General features: G+C 73.7%; 15 protein-coding genes. 9 read left to right on the forward strand and 6 right to left on the reverse strand.

Features of this window, described 5'->3' with window-relative positions:
- Window positions 1-152 precede the first annotated feature (152 nt).
- From PV364_RS21435 to PV364_RS21450, 4 genes are all read left to right on the forward strand, one after another.
- A complete protein-coding gene (locus PV364_RS21435) occupies window positions 153-842 on the forward strand; it encodes a MerR family transcriptional regulator (RefSeq protein ID WP_319661817.1) in 690 nt (229 codons plus the stop codon).
- 69 nt (window positions 843-911) lie between these two features.
- A complete protein-coding gene (locus PV364_RS21440) occupies window positions 912-1,727 on the forward strand; it encodes a helix-turn-helix transcriptional regulator (protein ID WP_319661747.1) in 816 nt (271 codons plus the stop codon).
- Window positions 1,724-1,918, forward strand: coding sequence for a DUF397 domain-containing protein (locus tag PV364_RS21445; protein ID WP_319661748.1), 195 nt, complete (start codon window positions 1,724-1,726; stop codon window positions 1,916-1,918). The genes PV364_RS21440 and PV364_RS21445 overlap by 4 nt, the downstream gene beginning before the upstream one ends.
- A gap of 257 nt (window positions 1,919-2,175) precedes the next feature.
- Window positions 2,176-3,252, forward strand: a complete 1,077-nt coding sequence (locus PV364_RS21450; protein ID WP_319661749.1) for a glycerophosphodiester phosphodiesterase family protein — start codon at window positions 2,176-2,178, stop codon at window positions 3,250-3,252.
- A 62-nt stretch (window positions 3,253-3,314) separates the two neighbouring features.
- Here the strand turns inward: PV364_RS21450 and PV364_RS21455 are convergent, their stop codons facing one another.
- The 3 genes from PV364_RS21455 to PV364_RS21465 form a co-directional block, all read right to left on the reverse strand.
- A complete protein-coding gene (locus PV364_RS21455) occupies window positions 3,315-4,223 on the reverse strand; it encodes a DMT family transporter (RefSeq protein ID WP_319661750.1) in 909 nt (302 codons plus the stop codon).
- 244 nt (window positions 4,224-4,467) lie between these two features.
- Window positions 4,468-5,664 (reverse strand): MarP family serine protease, encoded by a 1,197-nt coding sequence (locus PV364_RS21460; protein ID WP_319661751.1) that lies wholly within the window; start codon window positions 5,662-5,664, stop codon window positions 4,468-4,470.
- Between the two features lie 253 nt (window positions 5,665-5,917).
- Entirely contained in the window at window positions 5,918-7,435 is a 1,518-nt protein-coding gene (locus tag PV364_RS21465; RefSeq protein ID WP_319661752.1) for an MFS transporter, read from the reverse strand.
- A 194-nt stretch (window positions 7,436-7,629) separates the two neighbouring features.
- On the opposite strand from PV364_RS21465, the gene PV364_RS21470 reads away from it, so the two are divergent.
- Together PV364_RS21470 and PV364_RS21475 are read left to right on the forward strand one after the other, a co-directional pair.
- Window positions 7,630-7,899, forward strand: a complete 270-nt coding sequence (locus PV364_RS21470) for a DUF2630 family protein (protein ID WP_401981026.1) — start codon at window positions 7,630-7,632, stop codon at window positions 7,897-7,899.
- Window positions 7,896-8,201, forward strand: coding sequence for a GNAT family N-acetyltransferase (locus PV364_RS21475; protein ID WP_319661753.1), 306 nt, complete (start codon window positions 7,896-7,898; stop codon window positions 8,199-8,201). The genes PV364_RS21470 and PV364_RS21475 overlap by 4 nt, the downstream gene beginning before the upstream one ends.
- A 24-nt stretch (window positions 8,202-8,225) precedes the next feature.
- Here the strand turns inward: PV364_RS21475 and PV364_RS21480 are convergent, their stop codons facing one another.
- Together PV364_RS21480 and PV364_RS21485 are read right to left on the reverse strand one after the other, a co-directional pair.
- On the reverse strand, window positions 8,226-8,822 hold the full coding sequence (locus tag PV364_RS21480) for a TetR/AcrR family transcriptional regulator (protein ID WP_319661754.1): 597 nt from the start codon (window positions 8,820-8,822) through the stop codon (window positions 8,226-8,228).
- A 115-nt stretch (window positions 8,823-8,937) separates the two neighbouring features.
- The gene (locus PV364_RS21485; RefSeq protein ID WP_319661755.1) at window positions 8,938-9,375 is read right to left on the reverse strand and encodes an OsmC family protein; all 438 of its coding nucleotides are present in this window, start codon (window positions 9,373-9,375) and stop codon (window positions 8,938-8,940) included.
- Between the two features lie 275 nt (window positions 9,376-9,650).
- Here PV364_RS21485 and PV364_RS21490 point away from each other — a divergent pair, with 275 nt between their 5' ends.
- The 3 genes from PV364_RS21490 to PV364_RS21500 all read left to right on the forward strand — a co-directional run bounded on the left by PV364_RS21490 (window position 9,651) and on the right by PV364_RS21500 (window position 14,887).
- Entirely contained in the window at window positions 9,651-12,149 is a 2,499-nt protein-coding gene (locus tag PV364_RS21490) for a SpoIIE family protein phosphatase (RefSeq protein ID WP_319661756.1), read from the forward strand.
- Window positions 12,150-12,363: 214 nt separating this feature from the next.
- A complete protein-coding gene (locus PV364_RS21495) occupies window positions 12,364-13,827 on the forward strand; it encodes an NAD(P)/FAD-dependent oxidoreductase (protein ID WP_319661757.1) in 1,464 nt (487 codons plus the stop codon).
- A 106-nt stretch (window positions 13,828-13,933) separates the two neighbouring features.
- Window positions 13,934-14,887 carry a hypothetical protein gene (locus PV364_RS21500; RefSeq protein WP_319661758.1) on the forward strand — a complete coding sequence of 318 codons (954 nt, stop codon included), beginning with the start codon at window positions 13,934-13,936 and terminating at the stop codon, window positions 14,885-14,887.
- 52 nt (window positions 14,888-14,939) lie between these two features.
- On the opposite strand, the gene PV364_RS21505 is transcribed toward PV364_RS21500, so the two are convergent.
- Window positions 14,940-16,541 (reverse strand): IucA/IucC family protein, encoded by a 1,602-nt coding sequence (locus PV364_RS21505; protein WP_319661759.1) that lies wholly within the window; start codon window positions 16,539-16,541, stop codon window positions 14,940-14,942.
- Window positions 16,542-16,548 lie beyond the last annotated feature (7 nt).

Consider the following 16,548-nt stretch of genomic DNA (forward strand, 5'->3'; position numbering starts at 1 on the left):
GCCGCCCCTGAGCCTGATCGTGCCAGTGTTCACTGGCATGGTTCGGAGCGTAGACCAGAACGCGTTACCAGCGGTAGAGGTCCGACCGCGCGAGTTGCCCCGGCCCACCGCATAGGCTGGCGGGCGTGGCAACGCACGAGCGCGAGTACCGGATGGACGAACTGGCCCAGGCCGCCGGAGTGCCCGTCCGCACCGTCCGCTTCTACCGGGAGCGCAAACTGCTCCCCGCCCCGCGCCGCGAGGGCCGCATCGCCTGGTACAACGAGCACCACCTCGCCCGGCTCCGCACGATCACGGCCCTGCTGGAGCGCGGCCACACCCTCGGCGGCATCGCCGAGCTGATGGACGCCTGGGAGAGCGGCCGCCGTGACGTCGGCGAGCTGCTGGGCCTGGACCCGGCCCTGAACACCCCCTGGTCGGAGGAGGAACCGCTGCGGCTGACCCCCGAGGGGCTGGCCGACTTCTACGGGGAGCAGGCCACCGCAGAGAACCTGGCCACCGCCCTGGACATCGGTTACATCGCCGTCGACGGCGACGACGTCGTACACGTCAGCCGCCGCCTGCTGGAGGCCTCGTCCGCGCTGGTCAAGGAGGGCATCCCGCTCGCCGAGGTGCTGGCCGCCGGCCGCGACATGCGCCACCGCATGGACCTGCTCGCCGAACTCTTCGTGGAACTCGCCCGCGCCCACGTCCTCCCAGACGCCGAGACCGGCCTCCAGACCGGCGACACCACCCGCCTCACGGAGGCGATAGCCCGGCTGCGCCCGCTGGTGAAAGCCGTCGTCGAGGCGGAGCTCGCCCTGGCGATGGACCGCCGACTGCGCGAGGAACTCAAGGGATAGCCCCGCGCGCCGCCCTCCGGAGGACTACCGTTACCCAGAGTGACTGCGGTGGCACGGACGGGGGTTGGCGTGGCGGTGTCCGATGACAAGCGCTCCGTGAGCATGGCGATCTTCGGCGACCTCTTGAAGGCCCTCCGCGAGGGCCGGGGCGTCACCCTCGACGCACTGGCCGCGCACACGGGTTACTCGAAATCGCTGGCCGTCAAGATCGAGTCCGGCGAGCGCCTCGCGAGCAAGGCCTTCATCGACAAGGCGGAGGAACTGCTCCGCTGCGCGGGCGCGTTGCGGGCGGTCGCGCCGCACCTGTCCCGCGAGAAGCTGCCCGCGGGGTACGGCGAGTACGCGGACGAGGAGGCCCGGGCGGCCAGCATCGGCTTCTATGACGCGCACGTGGTCAACGGGCTGCTGCAAACCGAGGCCTACATGCGCGCGGTGTTCAACGCCCGCTGCCCGCCGCTCGAAGAGGACGAGATCGACCGCTGGACGGAGGGCCGGCTCGCCCGCCAGGCGCTCATCACGCGGAAGCCGGTGTGCATGCTGTCGTTCGTCCTGGAGGAGTGGCTGCTGCGCCGGCCCGTGGGCGGACGGCAGGTCATGAAGGACCAGTTGGAACGCCTCCTGGAGGTCGGGAAGCGCCGGAACGTGCAGGTCCAGGTCATGCCGACGCGCTACGAGTCCGTGGCCGGATTCAACGGCCCTTTCACGTTCCTGGAAACCGCCGAACGGCAGTGGCTGGCTTACGCTGAGGGACAGGTCGGGGGGTATCTGAGCGACGATCGCGAGAGGGTCAGCGACCTGTACCACCGGTACGGCATGATCCGGGCGCAGGCCCTCACCCCCGAGGATTCGGCGAAGGCCATCGAGCAGATTGCGGGCGAGCTGTGAGCGCACTCGTGTGGTTCAAGTCCAGCTACAGCGGCGATGACGGCGGACAGTGCGTCGAAGTCGCGTCGGGCGCGACCGCCGTGCACGTGCGGGACTCCAAGGACCGGAACGGGCCCATGCTCACGTTCCCGCCCGACGCGTGGGCCGCGTTCGTCGCGTTCGCCGCCGCGGCGGGCCCCGAGGCCACGTAGGTCACCGAATGCGGCCGGCACGTGGCGACCGCGCCCAGGGCGCTGACCGGCCGGCTCGTACGCCTGCGGGCCCCCGCCCAGGCGCGTGGCGGCCCACGACGGCGCGCCGGACCGCGGAGGAAGGCCCCCTTCCGACCGGCGCCCGGGGGCGACCGTTCCCCGGGCGTTCACCATGTCCTCATACCGATGCTTGGTGCGGGCTTTGCCTGCGTCCTACCTTCGCGAAGTTCAGTTCGCCCGAAGTAGACGAGGTATAAATGTCCCTCCGGCATGCAGTCGCCGCCCTGGCAGTGGTGCCCGCGCTGGTGGTCCCCGCGACCGCCCAGGCGGCCACGGACCACCATCACCACCACGTTCCGTCCCAGAAGAACCACTTCGACCTGCAGGCCCACCGCGGCGGCCTCGGCATGACCACCGAGGAGTCGCTGGAGGGCTTCGGCAAGGCGCTGCGCCTCGGTGTGAGCACCCTGGAGCTGGACACCCACGTCACCAAGGACGAGAAGGTCGTGGTCAACCACGACCGGCAGATCAGCGCGCAGAAGTGCAAGGACACCGCTCCGGTGACGCCGGGCGACCCGATGTACCCCTACGTCGGGAAGTACATCAAGGACCTGACCCTGGCCCAGATCAAGACCATGGACTGCGGCTACCAGCAGCTGCCCGGCTTCCCCGAGCAGGAGCAGATCAAGGGCTTCCGCATGGTGGAGCTCAAGGACGTCCTGAACCTGGTCAAGAGCTACCGGGCCAACAAGGTCAAGCTCAACATCGAGACCAAGGTGGAGGCCGGCGCGCCCACGCAGACCGCGCCCCGCGAGCTGTTCGTGCGGCGTGTCTTCGAGGAGATCCACCGCTCGGGCATCGAGAAGCAGGTCACCATTCAGTCCTTCGACTGGGGCGCGCTGAACGAGATGCACAAGCTCGCGCCGAAGTACCCGCTGGTGGCGCTCACCAACTTCGACTTCCTGCAGGTCGGCAAGCCCGGCGCCTCCCCGTGGCTCGGCGGCATCGACGCCGACGACTACGACGGCGACTTCGTCAAGGCCGCCGCCTCCATCCCCGGCGTCACGGCGCTCTCGCCGGTCTACGGCCTGCCGCAGAACGGCACCGTCGCCGACCCCAACTTCACGTTCTACGTCAACAAGAAGATGGTGGACGACGCCCACCGGCGCGGCCTGCGGGTCGTCCCGTGGACCTGTGACGACCCCGCCACCATCAAGGCGCTGCTCGACATGAACATCGACGGCATCATCACGGACTACCCGAACCGGGTCCGCGACATCATGGCCGAGCGCGGCATGCGGCTGCCCCGCGCCTACAAGGCGCCCCGCCACTGACGACCGGCGCCCCTGCACGGATACGCCCCCGGAGCCGCGCGGTTCCGGGGGCGTACGCACGCTCACATGGGCGACCCGGCCGGCTGGCCCGCGGCCACCGGCGCGTTCTCCTCGGGGTGGACGCACTTGTACAGGCACTGCGTGCGGGAGAGCGCGAAGACGCCGTAGGTGAGCAGGGCGAAGCCCAGCACCGCGGGCGCCAGCCACAGCCCGGTCCGCGGCTGCTCCCCGTACAGGACCACCCCGAGGGCGAAGCCCGCCACGGCGTCGCAGAGCGTCAGGGCGGGCTGGGAGGCGATGAGCGGGCCGCCCTGCATGGCGGTGCCGAGCAGGAAGAGGGAGAAGCCGCCCGTGGCGGCGAAGGCGTAGGTCTGCCAGGACAGCAGCCAGGCCGCGATGCCCTGGTGGCCCAGGATGTCCATGGACGACTTGATCAGCGCGGCGGTCAGCGCGTTGCCCACGGCCGCCGCCGCACCGAGGCAGGCCGCACGGGTCAGGCCGAGGGGACGCCGCAGCCCGGCCACCACCAGTGCGGCGCCCAGCCCGCCGACGATGAGCAGCGTCGGCACCCACCAGATCCCCGGCACCTGTTCGCGTCCTCCGGTGGGCGCCAGCGAGAACAGGAAGACGCCCAGGCCCACGGCGATGCACCCGACGCAGAGCCACGCCTTGTGCGAGAGGTCGACGTGGAAGACGGCCCCGCCGATCACCAGGGCCAGCGGCAGTTCCAGGATGAAGACCGGCTGCACGGTGGCCAGGGAGCCGGTGCCGAGGGCGAGTGCCTGGAAGACCGCGGCGCCGACGACCGCGAGGATGCCGGCCAGCCAGACCGGGGTGCGCAGCAGGTCGCGCATGAGCCCGAGGCGCAGCGAGGTGGAGGCGGGGACCTTCAGTACCGCCTGCCGTTGCAGCACGGTCCCGAGCGCGTTGCTGCACGCCGCGATCACGGCGAAGAGGACCGACAGGATCATGTCGGCTGCACCACTTCCGTGCCTCCGCTGGCTCGACCTGGTCCGGCACGGGCCGTGTACGCCCACGGCCCCCGGAGCTCACGGACCGCCGCAATACCGAGATACGGGGCAGATCCGGAATCTCCGGTCAAAGGCTCAGTCTAACGTCGGCGGCGCGGGCACCGCCCGGCCTCACAGGGCCGCGCGGCTGCCGGTGTCCACGGCCTGCGTGGCGGCCGCGGCGCGGCGCGGGCACCGCCCGGCCTCACAGGGCCGCGCGGCTGCCGGTGTCCACGGCCTGCGTGGCGGCCGCGGCGCGGCGCGCGTCGTCGCGGACCTCGTCGGCGGTGAGGACGTAGCCGGTGGTGGAGTCCGTGGTGGAGCGGGCGAAGACGACCCCGTAGACGTGGCCCGTGGTGTCCAGCAGCGGGCCGCCCGAGTTGCCGGGGCGCACGACCGAGCGCACCTGGTAGATGTCGCGGGTCACGATGCCGTCCCCGTAGATGTCCTGGCCGGTGGCGCGGATGCGGCCGGCCACGGTCGCCGCCCGCAGGTCCAGGCCGCCGTCCTCGGGGTATCCGGCCACGACCGCGCCGTCGCCGCGCTCGGCGGCGTCGGTGAAGTCCAGGGTGGGGGCGCGCAGCCCGGGCACGTTGAGGACCGCGACGTCCTTGCCGGGGTCGAAGAGCACGACCGTGGCCCGGTACGCGCGCCCGGCGCCGCCGATCTGGACGGCGGGGCTGTCGACGCCCGCGACGACGTGGGCGTTGGTCATGACGTGCTCGTCGGCGTAGACGAAGCCGGTGCCCTCCTGGCCCTGGCGGCGGCCGTCCACGAAGGCGATGCCCTCGATCTTCACCGTGCTGCGGGCGGCGGCCCGTGAGGCGGCCTCGGTGACGCTGTCGCCGGACGGCGCGGGCACCCCGTTGACGGGCTCGGACTCGAAGGGGTTGAAGACCTGCGGGAAGCCGGCCTGGGCCAGGGCGCTGGACGCGCTGCTGAACCAGCTGGGCGCCTGCCGCGGCATGGTGTCCTGGACAGCGCCGAGCACCGCGGAGCCGCGGATCGACTGGGCGAGCACGCTGGACGAGGCGGTCACCAGGACGCTCGCGGCGACCCAGGCGACCAGCAGCACCGCCACCGCGTTCGCGGCCGCCCCGCCGACACCGTCGAGCCAGCGCAGCGGCCCCCAGTCCAGTCCGGTGCGTACCTTCCAGGCGACCCCGGAGGCGACGGCGTGGCCCGCGGCCGCCGGGATGAGGACGGTGAGCAGGGCGACGAGCGTGGCGCGGGAGGTGCCCGGCTCGACGTACTGGAGCACGTACGGCAGCAGCCACACGCCGATCACGGCGCCACCGAGGAAGCCCGCGAGCGAGATGGTGCCCGCGACCAGTCCTCGCCGGTAACCGGCGACCGCGTAGGCGACCGTCAGCACGAGCAGCAACAGGTCGAGCAGGTTCAACCGAGAGGCCTTTCCCCGAAACCGTATGGACCCGTAAAAACGCACATTAACCGACCATCGGTTCCCTTTTGTGTCGCACCGCACGCACTCTCTGCCCGAAAAGCCATACGAACGGCCCGGTTCCGGCCCCGTAGAAGGTTCTACGGAGGCCGTCACCGGGCCGTTCATCGCGCCGTACCCCGTCCCCACGGGTGGGCGCGCACGGGACGTCCCACCGCTCAGGGGAGGTCCCGCGGCACAGCGGAGCCCGACGTCACATGTGCACGACGGGGGCCGCGCCGGCGTCCTGCCGCGGCGCGCCGCGCCGGTAGAGCAGGAAGCTGATCACCAGGCCGGCCGCGAAGAAGGCCGCCGCCCACCAGTAGGCCGTCGAGTAGCTCTCCAGCGCGGCGTTCGCCTTCACCAGCGGGTCGGCCGGGTCCTTGCCCGCGATGTAGTCCGTGGCGGCGCTCGTGGCAAGGGTGTTGAGCAGGGCGGTACCGATCGAGCCGCCGATCTGCTGCATGGCGTTGACGGCGGCGGACGCGACGCCCGCGTCCTCGGCGCCGACGCCGGTGGTCGCCAGGTTCATGGCGGGCGGGAAGATCAGGCCCATGCCGAGGCCGATCACCAGCAGCGGCGGCAGGACCTCGGTGGCGTAGCCGCTGTGCAGGCCGAGCCCGGTCAGCCAGACCAGTCCGGCGGCGGCCAGGCCGAAGCCCACCGGGACCACCGGCTTGGGGCCGATGCGGGGCACCAGCACGACGGTGGCGACCTGGGCGCCCACCATCAGCGCGGCGACCAGCGGCAGGAAGGCCAGGCCGGTCCTGACCGCCGAGAAGCCGAGGGTGAGCCGCAGGTAGTAGGTCAGGAAGAGGAAGACCGCGAACATGCCGGCGCTGGAGACCAGCGAGGCGGCGAAGGAGGCGCCGCGGTTGCGGTCGAGCAGCACGCGCAGCGGCAGCAGCGGGTGCGCGGCCCGGGTCTGCCACCAGGTGAAGGCGGTCAGCAGCAGCCCGCCGGCGACCAGGTAGCCCCAGGTCTGCGGGGAGCTCCAGTCGTGGCTCTCGGCGTTGGAGAAGCCGTAGACCAGGGCGAACAGTCCGGTGGTGACCAGCAGCGTGCCGGGCAGGTCGATGGAGGCGCCGGGACGGCGGCGGGCACGCTGCAGCAGGGCCATGCCGCCGAGGAAGGCGACGACGGCGAAGGCCAGGTTGACGTACAGGGTCCAGCGCCAGTTCAGGTACTCGGTGAGGACACCGCCGAGCAGCAGGCCGACGGCCGCGCCCGATCCGGCGATGGCGCCGTAGATGCCGAACGCGCGGGCGCGTTCCCTGGGCTCGGTGAAGGTCGTCGTCAGCAGCGACAGCGCGGCGGGCGCCAGCAGGGCGCCGAATCCGCCCTGCAGGGCGCGGGCGGTGACCAGCATCTCGAAGCTGCCGGCCGCGCCGCCGAGCGCGGAGGCCGCCGCGAAGCCGGCGACCCCGATGAGGAAGGCGGTCTTGCGGCCGAAGAGGTCGGCGATCCGGCCGCCGAGCAGCAGCAGGCTGCCGAACGCGAGGGCGTACGCGGTGACGATCCACTGCCGGTTGCCGTCGGTGAAGCCGAGGTCGGCCTGGGCGGAGGGCAGGGCGATGTTCACGATGGTCGCGTCCAGCACGACCATCAGCTGGGCGACGCCGATGACGGCGAGGACCCACCAGCGCCTGGCGTGGACGTCGTGGTCGTGGCCCACCCCCTCGACCGGGGGTGCGGCGACGCCGGCGCGGGGCTCGGCGGTGCTCTGGGACATGGGGACGTGCTCCCGTCGTTCGGAAGAGGCGTGGGACAGGCGTGGGGCAGGCGTGATCACGGGGTACGATCGATACGAAACCGTTTCGTACGCTTGAAGCCTAAGCTCCGATCCATCGAAACGCAAGAGTTTCGATCGCATGGCCGCGGGACGCTGCCTAGAGTGGGTGCCGAGCGAACGAGGAGGTGCGTGCCGTGGCCGACCAGCACACGGGAGATCGCCCGGAACAGGCGATACTGCAACGGATCAGCGCGATGGTCACCGACGAGCGGACGCTGCGCGAACTGCTCGCCGCGGGGCGGATCGACGGCGAGACCGAGCGGGAGCGGCTCGACGCACTGGAGCGCGAACTCGACCAGTGCTGGGACCTGTTGCGCCAGCGCCGCGCCAAGACCGAGGTCGGGCAGGACCCGGGCCAGGCCCGCGTGCGGCCCTCCGGCACGGTGGAGGGCTACCAGTCGTGAGCGCCCCGACGATCACCGACTCCCCGGGGACCCGCCGCTACGAGGCGCACGTGGACGGCAGACTGGCCGGGTTCTCGGCGTACATCCGCACACCCGAGATGATCGCCTTCCTGCACACCGAGGTGGACCCGGAGTTCGAGGGCCGCGGCGTGGGGTCGGCGCTCGCCCGGCAGGCGCTGGACGAGGCCCGGGAGCGCGGGCAGAGCGTGCTGGCGGCGTGCCCCTTCATCGCGGGCTGGATCGCCCACCACCCGGACTACCAGGACCTGGAGTACAGGCCCCGCAGCGTCGTCAGCGACTGAGATCGGCCGCCGCGGCCCGTCGGGTCAGCGGCGGAAGCCCAGGGCCGGCAGCACGATCGCGTCGATGTAGCGGTGCATGAAGGCCGCGTCGACCTCCACGTCCTCCAGCAGGCGCCGGGTGATGACGGCGCCCAGCATCATGTGCGGCATGAAGTCGGCCGCCGGGTTGTCCCGGGGGATCTCGCCGCGGTCGGCGGCCCGGGTCAGCAGCTGGCGCAGCCCGGCCAGCTCGGGGTCGATGAGGTGCTCGCGCATCGCCTCGGCGAGGTCGGGACTGCCGGCGGAGGCGTGCGACAGCCCCCTGAGCAGCGAGGTGTCCACCTCGGAACCGTCCCCGAACCCGTCGGCCATGGCGTGCAGATCGCCGTCGAGGGAACCGGTGTCGACCGGCGCGTGCGCGGGCTTGGTGCAGCGCAACGCGGTGACCACCAGCTCCGGCTTGCTCTTCCACTGCCGGTAGAGCGTGGCCTTGCTGGACCGGGTGCGGGAGGCGACCGCGTCCATGGTCAGCGCCTCGTAGCCGACCTCGCGGAGCAGTTCGATCACCGCCCCGTAGAGCTCCTGCTCACGCTCCGGTGTCAGGCGGGTGCGCCGCGCCGCGGCGCTCGCGTCCGTGGTCATCTCGACTCTCCGTCTCTCGTCCCCTGCGAAACGGTTTCGTATCCAATGACAATATGGCACCGCCCACCGAAACCGAAACGTTTCGATGGGCGGTGGGGAACGTCCGGGCGGGTGCTCAGGCCAGGGACGCGGTGAGGGTGATCGCGGTGCCCGCGAGCGCCTGGCTCACCGGGCAGTTGGCCTTCGCGTCCTCCGCCGCCTTGATGAACTCGGCCTCGTCCAGACCGGGCACCTGGCCGACCACGGTCAGGTGGATACCGGTGATGCCGGTGCCGGGCTTGAAGGTGACGTCGGCCTGCGTGCGCAGCTGCGTCGGCGGGGTCTTGGCCCGGGACAGGCCGGCGGACAGGGCCATCGAGAAGCAGCTGGAGTGCGCGGCGGCGATGAGCTCCTCCGGACTGGTCTTCCCGCCGGGCTCCTGCGAGCGGGCGACCCACGTGACCGGGTACTCGCCGATCCCGGAGGAGTCGAGGGTGACGACTCCACTGCCCTCGATGAGGGAGCCGTCCCACACGGTGTGGGCGACGCGCGTCGTCTCGCTGGGCGTGGTCATGGTGGATCCTTCCGGTTCGTGGCTCGGTTCGCCGGGCACGTACGGCGTTCCGGGGGCGCCGGCCGGGGGCGCCGGCCTGCGGCGCGTCCAAGTCTCCACCACCGGCCGCCGCTTCGCGACGTGATCCCCGGCCGTTCCTCCGGCGTGTTGCCCGTGTCAAACGGACCGTCACCCACAAGAGTGGCTGTACGCAGGGATTTCACGGTCCCGGCCCCGGCCGGTCGCCGCCGGTCCTACGTTCGGCAAGAGGACGCGGACGTCAAGGAGTGAGCCAGGTGGAGGAATCCGTACGGGTGCCGATCCTCGCGTCATGGGAACGCTGCCAGGCCGCCGGCCTCGACCCCGAACACCTCGACGTCCCGTACACCCGGGACATCGACCTCGCCGGCCCGCTCGCCAGGGCCGCCCGGCCGGTCCTCGACCGGCTCGCCGACGCCCTCGCCGGGTCCGGGACGGCCGTCCTCCTCACCGACGGCAGCGGGCTCGTGCTGGACCGCAGGGCCGCCCGGCCGCCGCTGCTGCCCGCCCTCGACGACGTCGGCCTCGCCCCCGGCTTCGGCTACCACGAACTCGGCGCCGGTACCAACGGCATCGGCACCACGCTCGCCGCCCGGCGCCCGGTCCGGGTCAGCGGTGAGGAGCACTACTGCGCCGCCCTGCGCCGCTTCACCTGTTTCGGCGTGCCCCTGCGGCACCCCGTGAGCGGCCGCATCGAAGGGGTGCTGGACCTCACCAGCCTCCAGGACGAGGCCCATCCCCTCATGCCGCAACTCGCCCGCGGCTCCGCCCTCGCCATCGAGCACCGGCTGCTGGAGGACTCCGGCCGCCGCGAACGCGCGATGCTGCACTCGTACTTGGCGGCGGAACGCCGCAACCCGAGCCCGGTCTCGCTGCGGCTCGACGGCGACGGCCGCATCCAGCCCGTCGGTCCCCCGACCGGACTCACCGCCGGCGACGAGGCCGCCCTCGCCGAGACCGCCACCGGCCTCATCGCCGCCGGACGGCGCGACGCCGTCGAACTGCCGCTCTCCCGGGGGCGCACGGCCGTGCTGCTGTGCCGGCCGCTCGCGCAGGGCGCGGTGGTCGAGGTGAGCCTTCCCGACGACGCCGGACCGCGGGCCGTCCGCCGGCCGCTGCTCGTCGGCGACGCGGGGGTCGGCCGGCTCGCCGTCGCCGCCCGGCTGCGGCTGGAACTGCTCAGCGACGCAGCCCTGCGCATCGGCACCACCCTCGACGTCGCCCGCACCGCCGCCGAACTGTGCGAGGCCGCCGTCCCGCGCTTCGCCGACCGGGTCACCGTGGACCTGCTCGCCCCCGTCGTCCGGGGCGGCACCCCGGACACCGCCGACACCGCCGCACCGGTCCTGTGCCGCGTGGCGGACGCCGGGACGGGCGCGACGGGACCGCCCGCCGTGCCCGGCCCGGGCGCGGAGCCCTACCCGGCCGCGCCGGACGGCCCGCAGGCGCGGGCCCTGGCGGGCGACGGCCCGGTGCGGGCCGGGGACGCGCTCATCGCCGTACCGCTGCGCGCCCGGGACACCCCGCTCGGCGTGGCCACCTTCCACCGGGCCGCCGACAGCGCGCCCTTCGCGGAGGACGACCTCACCCTCGCCCGCGAACTGGCCGCCCGCGCCGCCGTCTGCATCGACAACGCCCGGCTGTTCACCCGCGAGCACCACCTCGCCCTGGAACTCCAGCGCAGCCTGCTCCCGCACGGCCTTCCCGCGCAGCACGCCGTGGACGTCGCCCACCGCTATCTGCCCGCCCCGGGCCGCGTCGGCGGCGACTGGTTCGACGTCATCCCGCTCTCCGGCGCGCGGGTCGCCCTCGTCGTCGGCGACGTCGTCGGCCACGGCATCCACGCCGCCGCCGCGATGGGCCGGCTGCGCACCGCCGTCCACAACTTCTCCGCCCTCGACCTGCCCCCCGACGAACTGCTCGGCCGCCTCGACGACCTGGCCGTGCGGCTCGACGAGGAGGGCGGCGCGCACACCGGACTGGCCGGCGCGACCTGCCTGTACGTGGTGTACGACCCCGTCGCCCGGCGCTGCCAGCTCGCCCGCGCCGGACACCTGCCGCCCGCGCTGCTCGGCCCGGACGGCGACGTGCGCTTCCCCGAACTGCCCGCGGGACCGCCCCTCGGACTCGGGCAAGTCCCCTTCGAGACCACCGAGTTCGACCTCCCCGAGGGCACCGGCCTGGTCCTCTACACCGACGGCCTCATCGAGGGCGGCCATGCCGACCCCGAGGCCGGTATGCGCAGACTCGGGCGGGCGCTGGCCGGCGCGCCCAGGGACGGGACGCCGGAGGAGCTGTGCGCGGCCGTGGAGTCCGCGCTGCGCCCGGTGCCCACGGCCGACGACATCGTGCTGCTGGTGGCCCGTACCCGCGCGCTCGACGGCGGCCAGGTCGCCTGCTGGGACGTGCCCGACGACCCGGCCGCCGTCTCGGCGCTGCGCTGTGCGATCACCCGCCGGCTGCGCTCCTGGGACCTGGACGAACTCACCTTCACCACCGAACTGATCGCCAGTGAGCTGATCACCAACGCCATCCGGCACGCCCAGGGGCCGGTCCAGGCCCGGCTCGTCCGCGACCGGGCCCTGGTCTTCGAGGTCGCCGACGCCAGCGGCACCTCCCCCAGGCTGCGCCGCGCCGCCACCACCGACGAGGGCGGCCGCGGCATCTTCATGGTCGCCCAGCTCTGCCGCCGGTGGGGCACCCGCTACACCGAGCAGGGCAAGGTCATCTGGACCGAGCAGCAGCTGCCCGCGTGACCGTCACCCCCGGCGTCCCCCCGTCCCCGTGTCCCCACCGGACGCCCGTACGGCGCAGCCTGCCGCGCCCGCCCGGCCGGCCGTCCCCGCGGCGGGAAAGCACCCGTCACGGCCGGACGGCGCCGCCGGGCCGCGCGGGGCGGTCCCTACCCCACGCCGCACGATGCTGCCCGTTCCGGCTGTGCGACGGCCCGGTGTTGCCTACGGTGGGACCATGACCACCGCGGCGCGGACCAGCGCAGACAGCAGCACGGACACGTACGACGTCATCGTCATCGGAGCGGGACCGACCGGCGAGAACGTCGCCGACCGCACCCAGGCGGCCGGGCTGAGCACCGTGATCGTCGAGGCCGAACTGGTGGGCGGCGAGTGCTCGTACTGGGCGTGCATCCCCAGTAAGGCCCTGCTGCGCCCGCAGGCCGCCCTGGGGGCCGCCCGCGCGGTCCCCGGCGCGCGTGAGGCCGCCGGCGGGCGGCTGGACACGGCCGCCGTACTGGCCCGGCGCGACTGGGCCACCGCGGGCTGGAAGGACGACGGGCAGATCAGCTGGCTGGATTCGGTCGGCGTCGACCTGGTGCGCGGCCTCGGCCGGCTCGACGGGCCGCGCCGCGTCGTCGTACGCACCCCGGAGGGTGGCGAGCGGGTGCTGACCGCCCGCCACGCGGTCGCGGTGTGCACCGGCACCCGCGCGCTCCTGCCCGACCTGCCCGGCCTCGCCGAGGCGCGCCCCTGGACCAGCCGCGAGGCGACCAGCGCCCACGAGGTGCCGGGGCGTCTGCTGGTGGTCGGCGGCGGCGTCGTGGCGGTGGAGATGGCGACCGCCTGGCAGTCGCTCGGCTCGCGGGTGACCGTGCTCGTCCGCGGTTCCGACGTACTGCCGCGCTGGGAGCCCTTCGCCCGTGAGCTCGTCGCGGAGGGGCTGCGGACGGCCGGCGTCGACCTGCGGACCGGGGTGTCCGTCACCGCCGTGCGACGCGACGGGGACTCGGGACCGGTGACCGCGACGCTGTCCGACGGCTCCGAACTCACCGCCGACGAGATCCTCTGCGCCACCGGCCGCGTGCCGCACACCGACGACCTCGGCCTGGAGACGGTCGGCCTGACCCCCGGTTCCTGGCTGGAGGTGGACGACACCTGCCAGGTCCGCGGCGTGGACGGCGGCTGGCTGTACTGCGCGGGCGACACCAACCACCGCGCCCTGCTCACCCACCAGGGCAAGTACCAGGCCCGCATCGCCGGCGCGGCCATCGCCGCCCGTGCCAAGGGCGAGCCGCTCGACACCGACCCCTGGGGCGCGCACGCGGCCACCGCCGACCACGAGGCCGTCCCCCAGGTGGTCTTCAGCGAGCCCGAGGCCGCCGCGGTCGGCGTCACCGCCGAGGAGGCCGAGCGCGCGGGCCGCCGCGTCAAGGTGGTCGACTACGAGATCGGCAACGTCTCGGGCGCCTACCTGCACGCCGAGGACTACCGCGGCCACGCCCGCGCCGTCGTGGACCTCGACCGGGGCCACCTGATCGGCGTCACCTTCGTCGGGCCGGGCGTGGGCGAGCTGCTGCACTCGGCCACCATCGCGGTGGCCGGCCAGGTGCCCGTGGAGCGGCTGTGGCACGCCGTCCCGTCGTTCCCGACCGTCAGCGAGATCTGGCTGCGCCTGCTGGAGGCGTACCGGGACCAGTAGACCCGCCCCCGTCCTCCGCGCGGAGGACGCTTCGCCATCGGGAAGGCGCGACCGGCCGATAGGATCGCGCCTTGCCCGTCGAGTCCAGGTCCAGGGAGTTGCAGAGGTGGGGATTTTCCGGCGCGGGCCGAAGCGCGACCAGCGGGACGCGCCTCGCGACCCCGAGTACGCCTTCTTCTCCGTGGACGAGGGCGCGCGCTTTCGCGCCCATGTGCGTGAGGCCTTCGCCGAACTCGGCCTGGAGGTCACCGTCTTCGCGGACCTGGTGACCGACAGCTCCGGCCGCAAGTTCGGCACCGGCAACCTGGCGGCGCTGTGCCACAACGACCGGCGCGGGCCGCGGGTGTGGCCGCAGCTGGCCAGGGAGCACGTCGGCGCCGTGCTGCGGACCCTCGACGGCCCGTCCCCGCTGGAGACGATGCCGCCCGAGGAGATCCGCGAGCGGCTCTACCCGCGGCTGGTCACCCCGGACATGATCGACCCCGAGACCTTCCGGTACGCCCGGATCGCCGCCCCCGGGCTGCTGGAAGTGCTCGCGCTCGACCTCCCCGAGAGCGTCATGACGCTCGCCGACCACGCGCTGGCGCCGCTGGGCGACATCCGGGAGCTGCGCGGCCGGGCGCTGCTCAACCTCCGCGACCTCCCCGTGGAGCGGCACGAGGTCGTCCGCCACGCCGATGTGCGCTTCGACGTCGTCGTCGGCGACTCCTTCTTCACCGCCGCCCGGGTCCTCGCCCTCGACGAGCTCGTCGAACGCGTCACCGGAGCGCCGCTGACCGCCGACGGCGCCCTCGTCGCCATGCCGTTCCGTCACCAGCTGGCCTTCCACGCCATCCGGGACAGCGCGGTCATCCCGGCCCTCAACGGCATGGCGGGCTTCGCGGCCGCCGGCCACGAGGAGGCGGTCGGCCCGATCAGCCCCTACGTCTACTGGTGGCGCGGCGGCGTCCTCACCCAGCTCAGCGAGAAGGACGGCGACGGGCTGCTCATCACCGTCGGCGAGGAGTTCCAGAACGTCCTGGAACGCCTGGTCCCCGACCAGGCCGGCGAGGAGCGCTGAACCCCGGGCGCCGGAACGCCCTTTCGTGCCGCCCCGGCACCTGCGGGGACGGTCACCGCGCGAGCGCGCCGGGCACACCCGCGTTCTCGGGCAGCAGGGGGTTGGCCAGCGGCACGTAGCGCGCGGCGGCGCCGTCCGCGGCCGTCCAGCGCAGCAGGAGGTTGGTCTTCGCCGGGACGTGCGGCGCGGTGAGCAGGTCCCGCACCGGGGCCGGGTCGCCGTGGCCGCGGGCCCAGTCGGCGAGGAGGTCGCGGGCCCGGGCCCACAGCACGGGGGCGAGCGCGGGGCGGCCGTCGGCGAGGGCTCCCGCGATCTCCAGCAGGTTGTTGGTGACCAGGCAGTAGACCAGCCGCTCCCAGCCGTACGCGGGGCTGACGCCGGGCGTCGGTTCGTCGCCGTGCGCGTGGCGGCGCAGCAGTTCACGGTGGCGTTCCTCGTCGAGCTTGACGCCCTCGTGGTCGCGGAAGACCGCCTGCGCGGGCAAGCCGTCGCCGTCCACGGCGATCACGACGTTCTGCAGGTGGGCCTCCAGCACCACGCCGTGCCCGAACCAGGCCGCGAGCACGGGCGGCACCACGCTCTCCAGGTAGGCCTGCCACCAGGCGAGGGCGGTGCGCTCGTCGCGGCGCGCGGCCGCCAGGGGATCGCCCTCGAAGCCGCCCTCGGCGACCGCCGCCGCCAGCAGCGGGGTGAGGCCGGGCCGGACGTGGCCGCCGAGGCCGTCGCGGACCAGGACCGCCAAGGCCTCGTACGTGTCCCGGCCGCCGAGGTCGGCGGTGCGGTGGCCGCGGTCGGAGAGGATCCCGGCGCCGGTGACGGTCCGCAGGACCTGGTCCACCGGGCCGAGCCAGCGCAGGTCGTGCCGCCACAGCCGGCGGATGTCGTTGGTGATCCGCACGTCCAGGCTGAACTTGAGGAAGAGGTCGGCGTCGGGCAGGTACACCGTGCGCAGCGACGCCGTGGGCACGGCGGGGACGGCCGTGCGGCCGAGCCGCAGCAGGCGCCCGTCGTGCAGGGCGGGCAGGTCCCCGAGGAGTTCCAGCTGCCACGGGTGCGCGGGCAGCAGCCGGTAGCCGTCGGGCACGTCGTCGTGGAGGCGGTCGACGGCGGAGGTGTCGCCCTGCCCCGCCAGCAGGTCGGCGCGCACGGCGAGCAGCGTCAGCGGGAAGGCGGTGTGCGCCTCGGGCGCGTACGGCAGCCAGCTCGCCGGGGCGCCGCCGCCGCGGGCCTTGGGCGCGGGGTGGTACCGGTGCCCCGCGACGAGGGCCTGCTCGGAGCGCAGGTACGGATCGGCGGGCGGCGGCGCGTCCTCCCGGGCCGCCAGCAGCGCGGCCAGCACGTCGCGGCTGTCGCGGATCTCCGCCGGCAGTGTGGCGTTGGCGGTGCCGGTGCGGGCCGTCAGTTCCCCGGCGGTGAGGTCGACGAGCCCGTCGAAGGCCAGGGGGTGCCAGTCGCCGTCCGCGCCGAGCAGTTCGGGGCGGGAGGGGTGGCGGCCGGGGCGCACCCGCAGGAGCCGGCCCGTCGCGGGGAGCCGCAGGACGTCCCGCCCGGCGGGTTCCGCGACTTCGCGGACGAGGCAGTTCAGCAGGGCCGTGGCGGCCAGTCCGTCGGCCCGGCGACCGGTCCCCGCCGGTGCTCCCGCTGCTCGTTCCACGGTGCGG

The sequence above is a fragment of the Streptomyces sp. MI02-7b genome, from assembly GCF_033793585.1.
Classification (GTDB): domain Bacteria; phylum Actinomycetota; class Actinomycetes; order Streptomycetales; family Streptomycetaceae; genus Actinacidiphila.